Origin of the sequence: Ideonella flava (genome assembly GCF_051857595.1) — a bacterium.
GTDB lineage: Bacteria > Pseudomonadota > Gammaproteobacteria > Burkholderiales > Burkholderiaceae_C > Ideonella.
Genome location: NZ_JBPZHD010000002.1, coordinates 80,821 through 98,392 on the forward strand (window position 1 = coordinate 80,821; position 17,572 = coordinate 98,392).

The following is a 17,572-nucleotide window of genomic DNA, read 5'->3' on the forward strand; positions in this document are numbered from 1 at the left end:
TCGTTCAGATGTGCAGCGACGAGGCGCTGGAGCGGCCGCCGCGCGGCGCGGTGGCGAAGACCAGCTGGACGTCGTCGGCTTCGAGCTTCCAGGTCGGGTTGCTGCTGGCGCGGAGCGCGCGCTGCACCATGGCCTGGGCCGACAGGCGGTGCCAGTCTTCGGGCACGCGCTGGCCGTTGGCCACGCCGAGCACCTTGAGCTTGTGGCGGATCAGCGCGTCGAGCGCCGGGGCCAGCTTGACGGCCTCGTCGATCTTGCTGAGCACCACGCCCTTGCACTGGGCGGCGCGCCAGCTGGTGATGACCTCGTCGATGGTCTCGCCCTGGGCCGAGGCATCGACGACGAGGATGCGCTGGATGGAGCGGTGCGAGAGCATGTCCAGCAGCTCGCGGCAGCGGCTGTCGCGCTGGGCCATGCCGGCGGTGTCGATGAGCACCATCTTCTTGCCGGCCAGCAGCTCGAGCAGGTCCTCCAGCGAGGCGCGGTCGTGGGCGGTGTGCACCGGCACGCCGAGGATGCGGCCGTAGGCGCGCAGCTGCTCGTGGGCGCCGACGCGGTAGGCATCCAGCGTGATCAGGCCGAGGTTGGCGGCGCCGTACTGGGTGGCGAAGGCGGCGGCCAGCTTGGCGGTGCTGGTGGTCTTGCCGACACCAGTCGAGCCGATCAGCGCGAAGACGCCGCCTTGCTCTTCCAGCGCGGGCTCCTGGTCGCCGGCATGCAGGTTGCGCTCCAGCACGCCGGTGGCCCAGGCGGTCTCGTCGGCGGCGCTGGCGGGCAAAGCGTCGGCCAGCTTGCGGATCAGGCCGGGCGAGAAGCCGGCGTCGAGCAGCTTCTGCGCGAGCTGGGCCTGGCGGGGCTGCCGCTGCAGTTTCTCCATGAAGGCCAGGGCGCCGAAGCGCTCCTCGATCAGGCCCTTCATCGAGCGCAGCTCGCTCATCATGTCCTGCTGGTCGCGGCGGCTGGCGGCCGGCGCGGGGATGTCTTCGGGCACGGTCGAGAGGCTGGGCATGGCGGCGGCGAAATCACGCGGTTCTGCGCGCGAGTCGGCACGCGGCTCGGGGCGGGTGTCCTCGGCGCGGGGCAGCGCGCGGCGGGCCAGGGCCGGCTCGGCCACGGCGGCGCGCGGGGCGGGGCGGGGAGCGGGCGCTTCGGCCGGCAGGATGTGGGCACCCATCTCGTCCTGGCCCAGGGCGGCCTGGCGGCGCTTGAGCATGCGTTCGCGGACGTAGTCCTGGAACGACAGGGTGCTCATGGCCATCTGTTCGACGTCCTCCTGGACTTCGGGCATGGTCGCGCGGCGGCCGGCGGCAGCAGGCTGGGCGGTCTGACGCTCGACGCGGGCCGACAGGCTCTCGCGGCTGGCGGCGGCGCGCGGGGCGGCGGCCTGTGGCGCGGCCTCGGCCACACGCTCGATCTGCTCCATCGAATCCGGCGCCATCGCGAGCACTTCGACGCCTTCGGCCGAGGGCTTGGTCGACAGCACCACGGCGTCTTCGCCGAAAGCGTGGCGAACGAGTGCGAACGCTTCGCGAGAGGTGCGGGCGGTAAAGCGTTTGACGTTCACGACGTTGCTCCAATGATCGAGCCGATCCGGATCGAGTGGGTCTCAGGAATCTCGCTGTGCGCCAGCACCTTCAGCCGAGGGGCGGCGCGCTTCAGAAGCCGGGCCAGGGGGGCGCGCAGGGCATCGGGCACCAGCAGGCAGGCGGGCACGCCGAGGTTCTCCTGCTTGCGCACGCTGTCGGCGGCCTGCTTGGTCAGGGCCTCGGCGACGCCCGGGTCCAGCACCGCGCCGTGCGGCGAGTTCAGGGCCTGGTTGACGAGGCGCTCGAGTTCGGGCTCCAGCGCGATCACGTCCAGCTCCTTGGCCGGGCCGTAGATCTGCTGGACGATGGCCGGGGCCAGGTGGATGCGGATGCGGCGGGCCAGTTCGGCCGGGTCGGTCACCATGGAGGCGTGCTCGGCCAGGCATTCGATGATCGAGCGGTAGTCGCGGATGTGAACGCCCTCGTCCAGCAGCAGCTGCAGGACCTTCTGGAACGTCGCGATGCCGACCATCTTGGGGACCACGTCTTCTATGAGTTTGGGGGCGAGTTTCGTCACATGCTCGACCAGCGCCTGGGTCTCCACTCGGCCCAGCAACTTGGCTGCATTTACTTGCATCAAGTGTGAAAGGTGGGTCGCCACGACGGTCGAGCAATCAACGACCGTATAGCCATTCAATTGGGCCTGCTCGCGGTGGCGCTCCTCGATCCACACGGCGGGCAGGCCGAAGGCCGGGTCTATGGTCTTGGTGCCAGGCAGTTGAGGGACCGAGCCGCCCGGATTGATCGCCAGGTGCATGCCCGGGAAGGCCTCGCCTTCGCCCACCACCGCGCCGCGAAGGCTCACGCGGTACATGCTGGGCTTGAGGTCCAGGTTGTCGCGGATGTGCACCGAGGGCGGCAGGAAGCCGACTTCCTGGGCGAACTTCTTGCGGATGCCCTTGATGCGCGCCAGCAGGTCGCCCTTGCGGTCCTTGTCGACCAGTGCGATGAGGCGGTAGCCCACTTCGAGGCCGAGCGTGTCGACCGGCTGCAGGTCGTCCCAGGTGGCTTCGGCATTGGCGGCCGGGGCCGGCTGCGAGGCATCGGTCTTCGGACGTGCGGCCTCGGCCTTCGCGCGCTTGGTCAGCCACCAGGCGTAGTAGCCGATCACGCCGCTCATCAGCAGGAAGACCAGGTGCGGCATGCCGGGCACCAGGCCCAGCAGGCCCAGGATGCCGGCCGTCAGGCCCAGCGCGCGCGGCGAGTTGAAGACCTGGGTGCGGATCTGGTGGCCGATGTCGTGCTCGGAGCCCACGCGCGAGACCACCATCGCCGCAGCCACCGAGATCAGCAGGCCGGGGATCTGTGCGACCAGCGCGTCGCCGACGGCCAGCAGGATGTAGGTGCTGGCGGCGTCTCCGGCCGACAGGTCGTGCTGGGCCACGCCGATGATGAAGCCGCCGACCACGTTGATCAGCAAGATCAGCATGCCGGCGACGGCATCGCCGCGCACGAACTTCGAGGCACCGTCCATGGAGCCGAAGAAGTCGGCCTCCTCGCCCACTTCCGAGCGGCGCTTCTTGGCCGTCGCCTCGTCGATCAGGCCGGCGTTCAGGTCGGCGTCGATCGCCATCTGCTTGCCGGGCATCGCATCGAGGGTGAAGCGCGCGCCGACCTCGGCGATGCGCTCGGCGCCCTTGGTGATCACGATGAAGTTGATGACGACCAGGATCGCGAACACGATCAGGCCGACCGCGAAGTTGCCGCCGATCAGGAAGTGGCCGAAGGCCTCGATCACCTTGCCCGCCGCGCCCGGGCCGGTGTGGCCCTCGATCAGCACGACACGGGTGGAGGCCACGTTCAGCGACAGGCGCAGCAGCGTGGTCACCAGCAGCACGGTCGGGAAGGCCGCGAAGTCCAGCGGCTTGATCATGTTGGCCGCGACCAGCATGACCATCAGCGACATCGCGATGTTGAAGGTGAAGAACAGGTCCAGCGCGAAGGGCGGCAGCGGCAGCACCATCATCGACAGGACCATCACGATGAACAGCGGTGCCATCAGGGCCTTCGCCATGACGGCGTTCTGCTGGCCGAACAGGGCTTGCAGTTGCTGTTGAAGGGTGTTCATCGGGGCTTGATGGAGGCGAGGGATCTTGTGAACGGATGTTGCCCGGCCGGCCGGAAAACTTGAGCCGGAAAAGCGCCGTGAAAGCGGCTGTCTTCATGAGGCCCCCACGCCCCTTGCCAGGGGCGCCTTGCAGGCCGCGCCGTGCCAGCGGCCCGGCCCCTCGCCAGGCACGAACAGTCCACTGGACTGTTCATGTCCGGGCGAGGCCGCCCGAGGGGGCTCGCGCAGCGGACCGGCGGAATGGTGCCCCCACGGCCCCTTGCCAGGGGCCTGCCCCCCAAGGGGGCTCGCGCAGCTGACCGGCAAAGCCGGATCCGCGCACGCCCATGGAGGGGGCGACGCTACGCGTGCCCCGTGTCGGACGTCACGGCGAGACGCCGTCAGGGGGGCGGCCGGCGACCCTTGGCCTGGAAGGCGGAGGAGTGCGGGTCGAGTTCGTCGGGCACGTGGACCTGGGGATCGGCGATGGCCGCGTTCGGCGAGCGGCGAAGCGCATACACCCAGGCCAGCACCTGCGCCACGGCGGCGAAAAGATTGGCGGGGACCTCGGCGTCCAGCTCGCAGTGCGCATACAGCGCGCGCGCCAGCGGCGGTGCCTGCAGGACGGGCACCTTGGATTCGCGAGCGAGGTCGCGGATCTTGAGCGCCAGCAGGTCGGTGCCCTTGGCCACCACCCGAGGCGCGCCCATCCTGGTGTCGTCGTACTTCAGGGCGACGGCGTAGTGGGTCGGGTTCATCACCACCAGGTCGGCCTGGGGCACGGCGGCCAGCATGCGCTTGCGGCCCATCTCGCGCATGCGCGCCTTGATCTTGCCCTTGACCTCGACGTTGCCCTCGGCGTCCTTGTGTTCCTGCCGCGCTTCCTCGCGGGTCATCTTCAGGCGCTCCAGCCACAGGTGGCGTTGCAGGGGCACGTCGATGAGCGCCCAGCCGCCGACGACCAGCAGCATCAATCCGAAGCCGCTGGCGATGGTGCCCGACAGGGTCGCGATGCCCTCGGGCAGCGGCATGGCGAGCAGTTGGGCGAGGCCCTGCCATTGCGACTTCAGGTAGGCCACGCCGACCGCCCCGATGATCAGCGCCAGCAGGACCATCTTGGCCAGGTCGATCAGGTGCTGGCGCGCGAACATGCGACCTATGCCGGAGATGGGGTTGAAGCGGCCGAAATTGGGCTTCAGGGCCTTGAAGCTCATGCTCCAGCCGCCTCCCATCACCGCTGCGAGTACTGCCACGCCGGCCATGATCACCCCCATCGGGATGACGACCAGCAGGCCTTGCAGGAGCAGGGCCCAGAACTGCCGGCCCATCATCTCGGGATTGGCGATGGTCTCGTGGTCGAAGCGCAGGCCCGAGGCCAGCAGGTTCTGCATCCAGCCCGACAGGGGCCGGGCCGCGGCCATCAGCAGCGCGCCGCCGGTGGCCAGCGCTGTGAAGTGGGCCAGGTCGCGGGAACGCGGGATCTGCCCGTCCTCGCGGGCACGGGCTTTCTTCCGCTCTGAGGCGGGTAAGTTGCGGTCCTGGGCGGAGTCGGCCATGTCGACAGGCATGGTGCCGGGCGGGCTGGCGGACTTGAGCGGGAAAAGCCGGCTGATTCACGGCCATTTGCGATCCGGCGCCGCAATAATCCGCAGCCGTGAGCGCCGTGACCATCGTCCCCACTCCAGAGCCCGGCGTCACGAGGGCGCAGGTCGAGGTGCTGCCTCCCGAGGCCTGCCGCAATTGCGGAGCGCCGCTGCCTCATCCGCGGCCCAACTACTGCGGCCACTGCGGGCAGGAGACGCACCTCAAGCCACCGACCGTCGGCGAGTTCCTGCAGCAGTTCGGCGGCAGCTACATCGCGATGGAAGGAGCGCTGTGGCGCACCTTGCTGCTGCTGCTGTTTCGCCCGGGCCGCCTGACGAAGGAGTACTTTGCCGGCCGCAAGCGGCGCTACGTGCTGCCGCTGCGGCTGTACTTGACGATCAGCGTGGTGGCGCTGCTGGCGCTGCAGTGGTCCGGCGCCGTGCGGCCGCCGCCCGACAGGCCGCTGATCCAGCTCGATGGCGGCGCCAAGGACGACTTCACGGTGATGGACATGGGCAGCATCGTCGCCCGTGTGCAGGACGGGAAGTTCGTCTGCAAGGGCCTGCCCGAATCATGGTGCGAACGCGGCAGGGAGCGCTTCTCGCTCGACGCGAAGGGCCTGGAGCGCGAGATGCGCCAGGTGCCCGAGCGCTTCGTCCGGCACTGGGGCAGCGCGATGTTCGCCCTGCTGCCGATCTACGCGCTGCTGCTGAAGCTGGTCTACCGCAGCCGCCGGATGCGCTGGTCCGAGCACCTGGTGTTCGCGCTGCACCTGCACGCCTTCATCTTCGCGATGGTGATCGTGCAGCTGGCCGACATCGGGTGGGTGCACGACCTGGCGATCCTCGCGATGCCGGTCTACTCCGTCATGGCCCTGCAGAAGGTCTACGGCGGCCGCTGGTGGGCCACCACGCTGCGCGTGATGACCCTGGGCTTCCTCTACTTCGTGGCCATGGTGATGGCCATGGCCGTCGTGGCGATCTGGGCCTTTATGACGTAGAACTCCCACGGCCCCTGCCCGGGCCGCCCGGGACCCCGAGCGCGCGCAGCGCCGCTCCCTACCAGGGCGTGCGCGGATCCGGCTTTGCCGGTCCGCTGCGCGAGCCCCCCCGGGGGGCAGGCCCCGGCAGGGGCCGTGGGGGCATTGCTATTGGGCGAGGCTGGAGAGGACGCCCTGGACGGCTTCCTTCAGCTTGGCCTTGGCGAGGTCGTTGCACTGCTCGCGCGTGGCGTTGGGCAGGGCGTCGAAGGCGGTGGCGGTCTTGTTGGGCTTGAAGACGAGCGAGCGGCCGGTGGCGGTGAGCGGCAGCATCATCGCGCGGGCGGTGATCACGCAGGTCTTGGCCTGGTTGAAGCCGCCCTCGACCTGGCTGACGAATCCCCAGCGGCGGACCGGATAGAGGCGGTCGAGCCGGGCGGTCTTGCCGGCGAGAGCCTCGGTCCAGACGCCCTGGGCGGCGGCCTTGTCGATCAGGCCATCGGTGGAATGGTCCAGGGTCTTGTACACCGGGTCGGCGGCTTGAGCGGTGGCGGCCAGCGCGAGCAGCGGGGCCGCGACGAGGCAGGCGAAGCGGATCTTCATGGGGTCCTTTTCATGGCTCGGGATGAGGCGGCGGAAGTATGCCGCCAGTTCCCGCCGCCCCCGCGCGGCGCCCCGCCGCAGGACTCTGGGTTTTCCCTAGAAGACGCTGCCCCCCGAGCGCGCGCAGCGCCGCTCCCTACCAGGGCGTGCGCGGATCCGGCTCTGCCGGTCCGCTGCGCGAGCCCCCTTGGGGGGCAGGCCCCTGGCAAGGGGCCGTAGGGGCCCCATCCCTCCGGTCCGCTGCGCGAGCCCCCTGGGGGGGCAGGCCCCTGGCAAGGGGCCGTGGGGGCCCCATCCCTCCGGTCCGCTGCGCGAGCCCCCCTGGGGGGCCTCGCCCGGACATGAACAGTTCAGTGGACTGTTCGTGCCTGGCGAGGGGCCGGGCCACTGGCCCGGCGCGGCCTGCAAGGCGGCCCCTGGCAAGGGGCCGTGGGGGCTTCATTCATTCCGCACCAGCAGCAGCTTGCCGCCCCAGAAGTCCACCTCGACCACGCCTTCGTCGAACGAGACACGCCAGCTGTAGACCGGGTTGCCGGTCCAGTGCGTGCCGGTGTGGAAGGCGCCGATCTGGAAGCCCGGGAAGGCGCCGCGGTCGACGGCCGGCAGGCGCACGTCGGTGTCGGCCAGGCTGGACAGCTCCTTGATGTTGGGCGTGCGCCAGGCCTTGCCGCTCGACAGCGCCTGCGCCTTGGCGTGCTCGACGGCCTCGCCCACGGTCAGGAAGGTCGCCGGTGCGCCGTCGCAGGTGCTGCCGTTCCACGCCTGGCCCTCGGCGCAGCGCCGCCAGACCAGGTGGGTGGACTTGTCCAGCACCTCGCCGCCGTTGGCGACCCAGCGGTGCGCCGGCGGCGTGCGTCCCTCGCGCACCAGCCGCACCGCGAACTCGCCGTACTGGCCGCCGTGCCAGATCGTCTGGCCGTTGTAGAAGTTCACCGCCCAGCGGTAGGCCGAGCTGCCGCCGTTGACCTTGGCGCTGCTGGCCGTCCAGTGCAGGGCGGCGGCCGAGTTCGGGAACCAGCGGCCGTCGATCATCGGCCCGCCCTCGCCCACGCTGAAATCGACCAGGCTTTCCATCTCGACACGCGTGGGCAGGCGCCAATCGGACGCTCCGCACAGCCCGGTCGCGTTAATCGATTGGACGTAGTAGCTGGCATCGCCGGGCAAGCCATTGCCACGGTTCTTGAAGCGAGCCCGGCCGTCGCGCGGGCCGCCGTCATCGGTCTTGACCTCCCACATCGCCCCGGTAACCTTGTCGCGTACGCAGGACCAGGCGGTGGCGCTGTGCGGGAGCACCTCGCCGTCCGCCCCGATCTTCTCGAAGCTGAAGCCGGCGCGGCCGTTGCCATCGTGCGAGGCGATGGCATCACGGCCGAATTCGCCATCCTGGCCGGTGCCCTGGCAATCGGGCGTGAAGATGTAGCCACGCTGCTCGTCGTACACCACGCACTGCGTCAGGCCGGTGTCGTCCAGCCGCGGCTGGCGGCCGGCTGTTGTCTCAGCGCCGGCGGCCAGGGCCAGCGCGGGCACGGCAGCGAGCAGCAATGACACGGACAGGCAGCGATCGACTGGCGGCATGCGCGACTCCTGCGGGCTTCGGGATGGGCGGCAGTATGTCCGGCCCCCGCCACCGCACCAGCCCGCCAGCCCCCTAGCTCAGCAGGGGGTTGCGCCTCGGGGTGTGACTTGCTGCACCACATGGCGCCGCGGCGCCTTTCTCAGGCGGGCGCTTGATCCGGCCAAGGCGGCCTGCCGCGGCATAGAATTTCCTTCCCCATGCTGCGAGGGCGGTGGTCGTGCTGGTCAGCGCACATCCGAGTCACCGGAGAGGTCCGTCGCGCATGAAGAGGTGGAGCGATCACCTCGTTGCACTGTCCTTCGCTCTCGCAGCGCTGGCGACCAGCGGGCTCGCTCATGCGCAGGACATCCGCGTCGCCGAAGTGCCCCTCGTCGCGGGCGCCCCGATCCAGTTTCACCGGTTGCCGTCGCCAGCCCCGCCTCTGCCGGTGCAACGCATAGTGCAGGACCGGTACGGGTTTCTCTGGCTGAGCGCTGCGGACGGCTTGCGCCGCTACGACGGCTACGGCTTCATGAAGGTGCCGGATGGGCCGAGCGCGAACAGCGTGGGCTTCATGATCGGCCACTCGCTGGCGACGGACCGCGCGGGCCGGCTGTGGATTGGCGGGGACGACTCGCTCAGCAGGTACGACCCTTCGACCGGCAGCTTCTCGCAATACCGCTCGCCCAACGAGGCCTGCGGCACCGTCGCGATCGCGCACGACATCGTCGAGGACACGGACGGGGTGGTCTGGCTCGCGACGGACGACGGGTTGACGGCCCTGGATCCGGCCACGTCGAAGACGACCTGCCATCGGCCGCGCTACACGCCCGGGGTCGGCGAGACGCGTGTCATCGCGATGCTTCCGGTGCGCGACGGCACCCTGTGGGTCACCAGCAGCGAGGGCCTCTACCAGCTCGACAGGCGCACGGGCAAGGTCACCCGCCACCTCAAGCTCGAGACGTCCTCCGGCCGCAAGCTCACCTGCATGGGCTTTCCTTCGAAGCCGTTCCAGGACAGCAGCGGAACGCTGTGGTTCGGCCTGTCCTCAGGAGGCGACCTGGCCTCGGTCGACGTCGCCAGCGGCGAGGTCACGGTCTATGCGTTCCGCGACGGCACGTTGCCGCCGAACGCGTCCTCCGGCGTCGTGTCGATCCAGGAGGATCGCGAGCGGGCGCTCTGGCTCGGCACCGACAAGCTCGGCCTGGTGAAGTTGACGCCGGACCGCACGCAGGCGGTCTGGTACCAGAGCAACCCCGACGATCCCGACGGCCTGCGCGGCGACCTCGTCATCAGCCTGTTCAGGGACCGCGACGAGAGCTTCTGGTCGACGACGAAGGCCGGGGCCGTCTACCGCTTCGAGACCCAGGCGGCGCGTTTCCGCTCGTACCGCCACCAGCAGGCGGGGCCGCAGAGCCTCGGCAAAGGCGCGGTGACCGCGGCTTTCGCCGAAGACGCCGACACGCTCTGGATAGGCACGGACCGCGGCCTGAACCGTGTGGACCGCGCGACGGACCAGGTCACGCAGATCGACCAGCCGGCCTTCGCACGAGGCGTCAGCGCGATCGCGAAGGACCGCGCCGGCCAGCTCTGGTTCGGCACGAACGGCAACGGTGTCGTCCGCTTCGATCCCGCCTCGGGCAGCTACACGACCTTCACCCGCGATGCCGCCGAGCCGCGATCGCTGAACCATGGCCGGGTCACCGCCCTTCGGGTCGATCGCGGCGGCAGCCTCTGGGTCGCGACGGATTTCGGCCTCAGCCGCTGGGAGCCGCAGACGCAGGACTTCTCGACCTTCAGCCCGCAGCCCAAGAGCCTGGTCCAGTACCGCTCGATCTCGGAGGACGCGAGCGGTGCGCTGTGGCTGGCGACTTCCTCGCACGGCTTGCACCGTTTCGACCCGGGCACGGGCACCTTCAAGGTCTTCGACGCCGAGCTCCGTGCCGCCCATCCCCCCGGCCACAACCGGGTCAACTCGGTCCACGTCGACCGCGCGGGGATGGTCTGGGCCGCAACGTTCCGCGGGCTGGGCAGGTTCGATCCTCGCAACGCGAAGTTCACGTCTTTCGACTCGAGGTCGGGGCTTGCCGCCGATACGGTGTACGGCATCCTCGAAGAAGACGACGGACACCTGTGGGTCAGCACCCCGAACGGGCTGTCGCGGTTCGATCCGCGCACCGGGATCTTCACCAACTACCACGCGTCGGATGGTTTGCTGACCGATCGCTTCGCCGCGCCGGTGGTCGCCGCCAGGAGCTCGAGCGGGGAGATGTTCTTCGGCTCGCAGAAGGGGCTGGTGGCGTTCTTCCCGGGGCAGGTGGTGGAGCGCAAGCCGGCCCTGCCGGTGTTCCTGACCGACTTCCGCTTGTTCGGCGAGCCGGTGTCGACAGGAACCGCACCGCTGGAGCAGCCGATCTGGTCCGCTGCCTCGCTGAAGCTGGAATCGCGCACCATCGTGTCCTTCGACTTCGCCGCCCTGAACTATGCCGATCCGGCGCGCACCCGCTACCGCTACCGGCTCGAAGGCTTCGAAACGAAATGGAACGAGACGGACAGCGCCCGGCGCAGCGCGACCTACACCATGCTGCCGGCGGGCGCCTACAACTTCGTGGTCCAGGCGCGCGGTGCCCGTGGAGAGTGGAGCGAACGCACGCTCAGGATCCTCGTTCCGCCGCCTTGGTATGCGACCTGGTATTTCCGGGTCCTCGTCGCCACTGTGCTGCTGACGACGCTGTGGCTGGCGTATCGACTGCGCGTGCGCCAGCTGCATCGCCGATACGAGATCGCACTCTATGCGCGGCTTGGCGAGCGGGCCCGCATCGCGCGGGAGCTGCACGACACGCTGCTGCAGTCGTATCAGGCGTCGCTGCTGTGGTTCCGCACGGCCATCGACGCCCTGCCGCAGCGCCCGCTCGAGGCCAAGGAGCGGCTCGAGCTCGCCCTTGACCGTGCGGAGTCGGCGATCGTGGAAGGGCGCGATGCGGTGCAGGGCTTGCGCGCCTCCACCGTCACGGTCAACGACCTCGCCGAGGCGATCGCCGCCATCGGCTCCGGCCTGACCAATGGCCACGCCGGAGCCGAAGCGCCGGTGGTCGGTGTCGCGGTCGACGGAGCGTCGCGCAACCTGAACCCGCTGGTGCGCGAAGAGGCGTGCCGAATCGCGGGCGAGGCGCTTCGCAACAGCTTCCACCACGCCGAGGCACGGCACATCACCGTCACGTTGCACTACGGCGCTCGGCAGTTCCGGCTGACCGTCGCCGACGACGGCAAAGGCATCGCCGCCGCGACGATGCAGGGCCAGCAGCCGGAGGGCCACTTCGGGTTGCCCGGCATGCGCGAGCGCGCCGCCGTCATCGGCGGGCAGCTGGACGTGCGCAGCGCGACCGGTCGCGGCACCGAGGTGGAGCTGCGCGTGCCCGGGCGCGACGCCTACCTGGGCGACGCGCGCCCATCGCGCTGGTGGGACGCCTTCTGGCGTGCGCGACCGGCGGCGGAGCACGCCGATCGGCCAGGCATGGACGCCTGATCGTCGCGGCGGCTTGGTCGACGCCGCCGACGAGCGCTAGCGGGGCGCGGGCGCATCCCGCTGCATGGCGCCCGACAGCAAGACCTGGCGGCCCTTCGCTGTCGGGACCGCGGACAACAGGGCGCTGGCCACAGCGGCCGCGTCGATGGGCCTGTAGTTGGCGGGAACCAGGAAGCCGAGGGCCTTGCCCAGCGCGTACCCCCATTCCTCCCCGCGCCGGGTCGGCTGCCCGAGGGCTTCGCGGTGGCCCACCAGGAGCGAAGGGCGCGCGATGACCAGGCCTTCGAAGGGCAGCTGCGTCAACTTGTCTTCGAGCTCCCCCTTCACGCGGCTGTAGAAGACCTTCGAACGGGCGTCGGCCCCCATGGCGCTCACCAGGCCGGCTTTCCTCACGCCGGCAGCCCGTGCCGCCTGGGCCACGGCCAGGTTCGCGTCGTGGTCGACGGCGCGGAACGCCGCCTGGCTGCCGGCCACCTTGATCGTGGTTCCCAGGGCCAGGTAGACCTCGTCGGCCGGGGGCAGGCCAGGCAGGGCCTTGAAATCGACGACGAGAGCCGCGAGCTTCGGGTGCTGCAGAGGCGGCCTTCTGCGACCCAGGCAGTGCACCGCGGCGACCGTGGGGTCGGCCAGCAGACGCTGGAGGATCTCGTGGCCGACCAGGCCGGTGGCGCCTGCGACGATGACGGTTCGCCGATCCATGAGGCCTCCTCGTGGCCAGCCGTGCGATGGACCGATTCTCTTCGTTGGCGCGGCCATGCCCGATAGGCATGCGCGCAACTTCGCCGGGCCCGTGTCGTCAGTCCAGCCGGATGCCGTTGTCCTTGATCAGCTGGCCCCAGCGCTCGCGCTCCGCCTTCGCGTACGCGGCCATCTGCTGCGGCGTGCCGGGCAGGGCCTCGAGCGAGAGTGTCTGGAAGCGGGCCTTCACCGGCGTGGAGTTCAGGGCGGCCTGCAGCGCCTGGGCCAGGGGCGCGACCTGCGCCGGCGGCGTGCCGGCCGGCACCACCAGGCCTTGCCAGGCGTAAGCCTCGAAGCCCGGCAGGCCTTGCTCGGCCAGGGTCGGGATGTCGGGGAAGGTGGCCGGGCGCCGGGCGCTCGCCACGCCGAGGGCGCGCAGCTTGCCGCTGGTCAGGTGCTGCTGCACGCTGGCGCTGTCGATGAGGCCAAACGGCACCTGGCCGCCGATCAGGTCCTGCACGGCCGGCGCGGCGCCGCGGTAGGGCACGTGCGTCAGCTTCAGGCCGGTGCGCTCGCGCAGCAGTTCGGTAGCGAGGTGGTGCGGGCTGCCCAGGCCCGGCGAGGCGTAGTTGACGCCCTCGGGCGAGGCCTTGGCCCAGGCGACGAACTCCTTCCAGTTCTTCACCGGCGACTTCTCCGGCACCACCAGGATGAGCGGGAAGCGCGCCAGCAGCCCCACCGGCACGAAGTCGCGTTCGGCGTCGTAGGGCAGCTTCGCGAACAGCGACGGATTGGCCGCCAGGGTGGCGAAGTCCGCCGTCAGCATCACGTGGCCGAGGTCCCTGGATTTCGCGACGTACTCGGCGGCGATGTTGGTCGCGGCGCCGGGCTTGTTGTTGACGACGATGGGCCGGGCGAGCGTCCTGGCCATCTGCTCGGCCACGGTGCGGGCGACGATGTCGCTGCCGCCGCCGGCCGCGTAGCCCACCACCCATTCGAGCGGCCGGTCGTCGGCGTAGGAGGCCATGGGCAGCGAGGCGGCCAGGCTCAGGGCGAGCGCGGCCAGCGCGCAGTGGCGCGCGTGGCGAAGGGGCATGGGATCTCCGGAGGTGGATTCAGCGGCCGCTGTCGCGGGCCGCTTCGAGGGCCTGCTTCAGCACGTCCAGTTGGCCGATGTGGTTGGCCAGCAGCAGGACGAGGCGGGCGTTGAGCGCGTGGCTCTGCGCTTCGCTCAGGTCGCGGTGGGTGTCTATCAGGGCCTCGTAGAAACTGTCGGGGGCGTCGAGGTTGGGTTCGGTCACTAGCTTCATGGCTGGGGTCTCCTCAGGCCGCTGCGGGCAGGGCCAGCGCGCGCCGTAGTGCGGCGGCGACGTCTGCTGCGGTGGGGGCGCGCCAGCGAGCGCAGACGTGCTGGTCGGGCCGCAGCAGCACCACCGTGCCGGGGCGGGCGTCGTAGCGCTCGGCGGCCAGGCCTTCGGGCGGCAGGTGGATCAGCTGCACCGGAACGAGCCCTTCCGCGCCGGCCGTGACGGCCGCGCCATCGCCACCGAAGACGAGCGCCATGAACCCGTGGCCGCTCGCCTTGCGCAACAGCCAGGAGCCATCCGGCAGCGGTGCATCGAAGGCCGGCGCGCCAGGCACCATCGCGCCCTTGAAGGCCTCGCGGTCCGGTGTGTTCAGGGTTGATTCGTGCAAGGTGGCCGGCACCGACAAGCGCCCGCTGTTGACGATGCGGCGCGCGAAGGGGTGGTGGCGTGCCAGGTCCAGCGTGGCGTCGCGGAACAGGCGCGAGATCGGGCTCTTGGGCGTGATGAAGTCGGTGGCCCGCGTCGAGTTCAGGAGGTTCTCGTCGGCGGCGTACTCGCGCTCGGGACCGTAGGTTTCCAGCAGCGCCGGGGGCGCGACGCCGCGCAGCACGAGGTCCAGCTTCCAGGCGAGGTTCTCGGCGTCCTGCACGCCGGAGTTGGCGCCGCGCGCACCGAAGGGCGAAACCCCGTGTGCGGCGTCGCCGGCGAAGATCACCCGGCCGTGCACGAAATGCTCCATGCGCAGGCAGGCGAAGGTGTAGACGCTGGCCCATTCGAGCTCGAAGGGCACCTCGTGGCCCAGCGCGGCGCGCATCATCGCGTCGACCCGGGGCTTGATGCGCTCGGGCTGCTTCTCGGCCTCGGGGTCGGCGTCCCAGCCGAGCTGGAAGTCGATGCGCCACACGCCGTCGGGCTGGCGGTGCAACAGCACGCTTTGATTCGGATGGAAGGGTGGGTCGAACCAGAACCAGCGTTCCGCGGGGAACTCGGCCTGCATGCGCACGTCGGCGATCAGGAAGCGGTCGCGGAAGACGCGGCCCTTGCTTTCCTGGCCGAGCATCGCGCGCATCGGCGAGCGCGAGCCGTCGCAGGCGGCCACGTAGTCGGCCTCCATCTCGTAGCGGCCCTCGGGCGTGTCTATGCCGAGCAGGACGCCGTCATCGCGCGGGTCGCAGGCCACCACGTTGTTCTGCCAGCGGATCTCGAGGTTCGGCAACTCGGCAGCACGCACCGCCAGGTAGGCCTCGGCGTAGTACTGCTGCAGGTTGATGAAGGCCGGGCGCTCATGGCCGGGTTCGGGCAGCAGGTTGAAGTGGTAAAGCAGCTCCTCGCGGAAGAAGACCTTGCCGACGTTCCACTCCACGCCCTTGGCGCACATGGCATCGCCCACGCCGAGGCGATCCCAGATCTCCAGCGCGCGCTTGGAGAAGCAGATCGCCCGCGAGCCGGTGGACAGCTTGTGGTCGTTGTCCAGCAGCAGCACGCGCTGGCCAGTGGGTTGGAGTCTTTGGGCCAGGTCTATGGCCAGGCTCAGGCCGACCGGGCCCGCGCCCACCACCACCACGGGGTGGCGGGCGGGCTTGGCGGCGTCCTGGTCGGCGCTGCGGCGGTAGTCGAAGGCGTGGCGCTGGATCGTGGCGCCGTCACTGTCGTAGCTCAGCGCCATGGCCTCAGCCTTCCAGCGTTTCCCACATCTGGCGGTCGCGCTCGGCCGTCCAGACGCGCGGGTCGCGGTACTGCGTGGCTTCGTCGTAGCAGCGCGTGACGTCGAAGGGCATGCAGTGGTCGAAGATCACCCAGTGGCCGTACTTGGGCTTGAGCGCCGCGTAGGTGGCCTTGTAGACCGCGTTCAGGTCCTTGCCCGCAGCCACGCCGGCCTGGACCTGGGTCCACACGTCGCTGATGAACGAGCGGGTGGCCTCCAGGCCCTGCTGCACCTGGGCCTCGCCCTTGAGCGCCGGGCCGCGGCCGGGCACCAGGGCCAGCGGCTTCAGGGCGGCGATGTTGTCCAGCGTCTGCGGCCAGTCCTGGAAGTAGGCGTCGCCGGCGTAGGGGGTGGCGTCGAACTCGACCAGGTCGCCCGACAGCAGCGTGCGCTCCTGCGGCAGCCAGACGACGGTGTCGCCCTTGGTGTGGCCGCGGCCGAGCTGCAGCAGCTGGACCTCGAGCTTGCCCAGCCACACGGTCAGCTTGCCGCTGAAGGTCATGGTCGGCCAGGTCAGGCCCGGCGGCACCGTCTCGACGTTGCTGAACAGGCGGGGGAAGCGGCCGATCTCGCTGGCCTTGTCGGCCTCGCCGCGCTCGACGATCAGGTCAAAGGTGTCCTGGCTGGCCAGGATCTGCTGCGGCTGGTAGGCGCTGGCGCCGAGCACCCGCACGGCGTGGTAATGCGTGAGCACCACGTACTTGATGGGCTTGTCGGTCACCTCGCGGATGCGGCGGATCACGTCGGCCGCCATGGCCGGCGTGGCCTGGGTGTCGGCCACCAGCACCGCGTCGTCGCCGATCACGATGCCGGTGTTCGGGTCGCCCTCGGCCGTGTAGGCCCAGGCGTGCTCGGAGAGCCGCTCGAAGGTGACCTTCTTCTCTTCGGTATCCGCATGGCTGGCGAAGGCCTTGGTGCTCATTTGACCCCCTTGGCGCTGCGCGCCGTCCCCCCGAGGGGGAGTTCGCCCTTGGGGCGGCCCTGCGTGCTCATTTCGTCTCCTGGCTGAAGTTTGTCAATAACGAATGGCTTTGCAGTCTAGCGATAAGTTTGTCATTGTCAAATTGATTTGCCAGAATGGGCCGATGGACATCGGTGAAGAAGAAGCGGGCAAGGCGCAGCGCGCCATCCAGTCGGTCGAGGTCGGTGGTCGGCTGCTGCTGGCCCTGGCCGAGCACCTCTCGCCGATGACGCTGAAGGACCTTGCGGCCAGCGCCGGGCTGCCGCCGTCGCGAGCCCACCCCTACCTGGTGAGCTACGGCCGCCTGGGCCTGGTGCAGCAGGACGGTGCGAGCGGCCGCTACGCGCTGGGGCCCGCGGCGCTGCAGCTGGGCCTGGCGGCCTTGCACCAGTGCGATCCGGTGCGGATGGCGGAGCCCGTGGCCGAGGCGCTGGCCGCCGAGACGGGCCAGGCCGTGGCGCTGGCGGTGTGGAGCAACTTCGGCCCCACGGTGATCCGCATGATCGACGCGCGCCAGCCGCTGCACGTGGCCATGCGGGCCGGCACGGTGATGTCGATCTTCGGCACGGCCACCGGCCGCGCCTTCGCAGGCGTGATGAGCCGCGAGCGGGTGGCCGCGGCGTTGACGGCCGCGGCGCTGGGCGACCCGGCGGCCGGCGCCAAGCCGCCGCGCGCCGAGCTGGTCGCGCAACTCGCCTCGGCCCACGAGGAGCTGGCAAGCCACGGCTGCACGCGCGCCGTGGGCCGGCCCATCCCGGGCGTCAACGCCTTCAGCGCCCCGGTCTTCGACCACGACGGCGAGGCGGCCGTGGTGATCACCCTGCTGGGCCACCAGGACCACATGCCTTCGGCCTGGTCGTCCTCGATGGCGGCGGCCCTGAAGCGCGCCGCGGCCGAGGTGTCGGCGCAGCTCGGCTATCGCGCGGGCTGATCAGCACGGCGGCCTGCCGCAAAAACCAGGCTCGGGTCGACGGCCCCATGCGATAAGCTGGATCGCCGAGCGGTCGTTTGGGGAGGCGGAAACTGCGGACCAGTCGTTGG

13 protein-coding genes are annotated in these 17,572 nt (G+C 70.2%); 3 read left to right on the top strand and 10 right to left on the bottom strand.

The window, feature by feature from the left end:
* Positions 1 to 4 precede the first annotated feature (4 nt).
* The 3 genes from flhF to ACS5PM_RS04230 all read right to left on the bottom strand — a co-directional run bounded on the left by flhF (position 5) and on the right by ACS5PM_RS04230 (position 5,189).
* Entirely contained in the window at positions 5 to 1,564 is a 1,560-nt protein-coding gene (flhF, locus tag ACS5PM_RS04220) for a flagellar biosynthesis GTPase FlhF (protein ID WP_439385789.1), read from the bottom strand.
* Complete coding sequence (gene flhA / locus ACS5PM_RS04225) at positions 1,561 to 3,654, bottom strand: flagellar biosynthesis protein FlhA (RefSeq protein ID WP_439385791.1); 2,094 nt, start codon at positions 3,652 to 3,654, stop codon at positions 1,561 to 1,563. The genes flhF and flhA overlap by 4 nt, the downstream gene beginning before the upstream one ends.
* A 380-nt stretch (positions 3,655 to 4,034) precedes the next feature.
* A complete protein-coding gene (locus ACS5PM_RS04230) occupies positions 4,035 to 5,189 on the bottom strand; it encodes an EscU/YscU/HrcU family type III secretion system export apparatus switch protein (protein ID WP_439385794.1) in 1,155 nt (384 codons plus the stop codon).
* A gap of 98 nt (positions 5,190 to 5,287) precedes the next feature.
* On the opposite strand from ACS5PM_RS04230, the gene ACS5PM_RS04235 reads away from it, so the two are divergent.
* Positions 5,288 to 6,217 carry a DUF3667 domain-containing protein gene (locus ACS5PM_RS04235; RefSeq protein WP_439385796.1) on the top strand — a complete coding sequence of 310 codons (930 nt, stop codon included), beginning with the start codon at positions 5,288 to 5,290 and terminating at the stop codon, positions 6,215 to 6,217.
* A 147-nt stretch (positions 6,218 to 6,364) separates the two neighbouring features.
* On the opposite strand, the gene ACS5PM_RS04240 is transcribed toward ACS5PM_RS04235, so the two are convergent.
* Together ACS5PM_RS04240 and ACS5PM_RS04245 are read right to left on the bottom strand one after the other, a co-directional pair.
* The gene (locus ACS5PM_RS04240; protein ID WP_439385798.1) at positions 6,365 to 6,799 is read right to left on the bottom strand and encodes a hypothetical protein; all 435 of its coding nucleotides are present in this window, start codon (positions 6,797 to 6,799) and stop codon (positions 6,365 to 6,367) included.
* A 438-nt stretch (positions 6,800 to 7,237) separates the two neighbouring features.
* The gene (locus ACS5PM_RS04245; RefSeq protein ID WP_439385800.1) at positions 7,238 to 8,374 is read right to left on the bottom strand and encodes an Lcl C-terminal domain-containing protein; all 1,137 of its coding nucleotides are present in this window, start codon (positions 8,372 to 8,374) and stop codon (positions 7,238 to 7,240) included.
* A 263-nt stretch (positions 8,375 to 8,637) separates the two neighbouring features.
* Here ACS5PM_RS04245 and ACS5PM_RS04250 point away from each other — a divergent pair, with 263 nt between their 5' ends.
* A complete protein-coding gene (locus ACS5PM_RS04250) occupies positions 8,638 to 11,880 on the top strand; it encodes a sensor histidine kinase (RefSeq protein ID WP_439385802.1) in 3,243 nt (1,080 codons plus the stop codon).
* A 36-nt stretch (positions 11,881 to 11,916) separates the two neighbouring features.
* Here ACS5PM_RS04250 and ACS5PM_RS04255 read toward each other — a convergent pair whose 3' ends face one another.
* The 5 genes from ACS5PM_RS04255 to ACS5PM_RS04275 all read right to left on the bottom strand — a co-directional run bounded on the left by ACS5PM_RS04255 (position 11,917) and on the right by ACS5PM_RS04275 (position 16,492).
* Positions 11,917 to 12,579 carry an NAD(P)H-binding protein gene (locus tag ACS5PM_RS04255; protein WP_439385804.1) on the bottom strand — a complete coding sequence of 221 codons (663 nt, stop codon included), beginning with the start codon at positions 12,577 to 12,579 and terminating at the stop codon, positions 11,917 to 11,919.
* A gap of 97 nt (positions 12,580 to 12,676) precedes the next feature.
* Positions 12,677 to 13,654, bottom strand: coding sequence for a Bug family tripartite tricarboxylate transporter substrate binding protein (locus ACS5PM_RS04260; protein WP_439385806.1), 978 nt, complete (start codon positions 13,652 to 13,654; stop codon positions 12,677 to 12,679).
* Positions 13,655 to 13,673: 19 nt separating this feature from the next.
* Positions 13,674 to 13,868 (bottom strand): DUF2783 domain-containing protein, encoded by a 195-nt coding sequence (locus ACS5PM_RS04265; protein WP_439385808.1) that lies wholly within the window; start codon positions 13,866 to 13,868, stop codon positions 13,674 to 13,676.
* 13 nt (positions 13,869 to 13,881) lie between these two features.
* Positions 13,882 to 15,531: an FAD-dependent oxidoreductase gene (locus ACS5PM_RS04270; RefSeq protein WP_439385810.1), complete on the bottom strand. Its 1,650-nt coding sequence runs from the start codon at positions 15,529 to 15,531 to the stop codon at positions 13,882 to 13,884.
* 4 nt (positions 15,532 to 15,535) lie between these two features.
* Complete coding sequence (locus tag ACS5PM_RS04275; RefSeq protein WP_439385812.1) at positions 15,536 to 16,492, bottom strand: MBL fold metallo-hydrolase; 957 nt, start codon at positions 16,490 to 16,492, stop codon at positions 15,536 to 15,538.
* Between the two features lie 163 nt (positions 16,493 to 16,655).
* Here ACS5PM_RS04275 and ACS5PM_RS04280 point away from each other — a divergent pair, with 163 nt between their 5' ends.
* Complete coding sequence (locus ACS5PM_RS04280) at positions 16,656 to 17,462, top strand: IclR family transcriptional regulator (RefSeq protein WP_439385814.1); 807 nt, start codon at positions 16,656 to 16,658, stop codon at positions 17,460 to 17,462.
* Positions 17,463 to 17,572 lie beyond the last annotated feature (110 nt).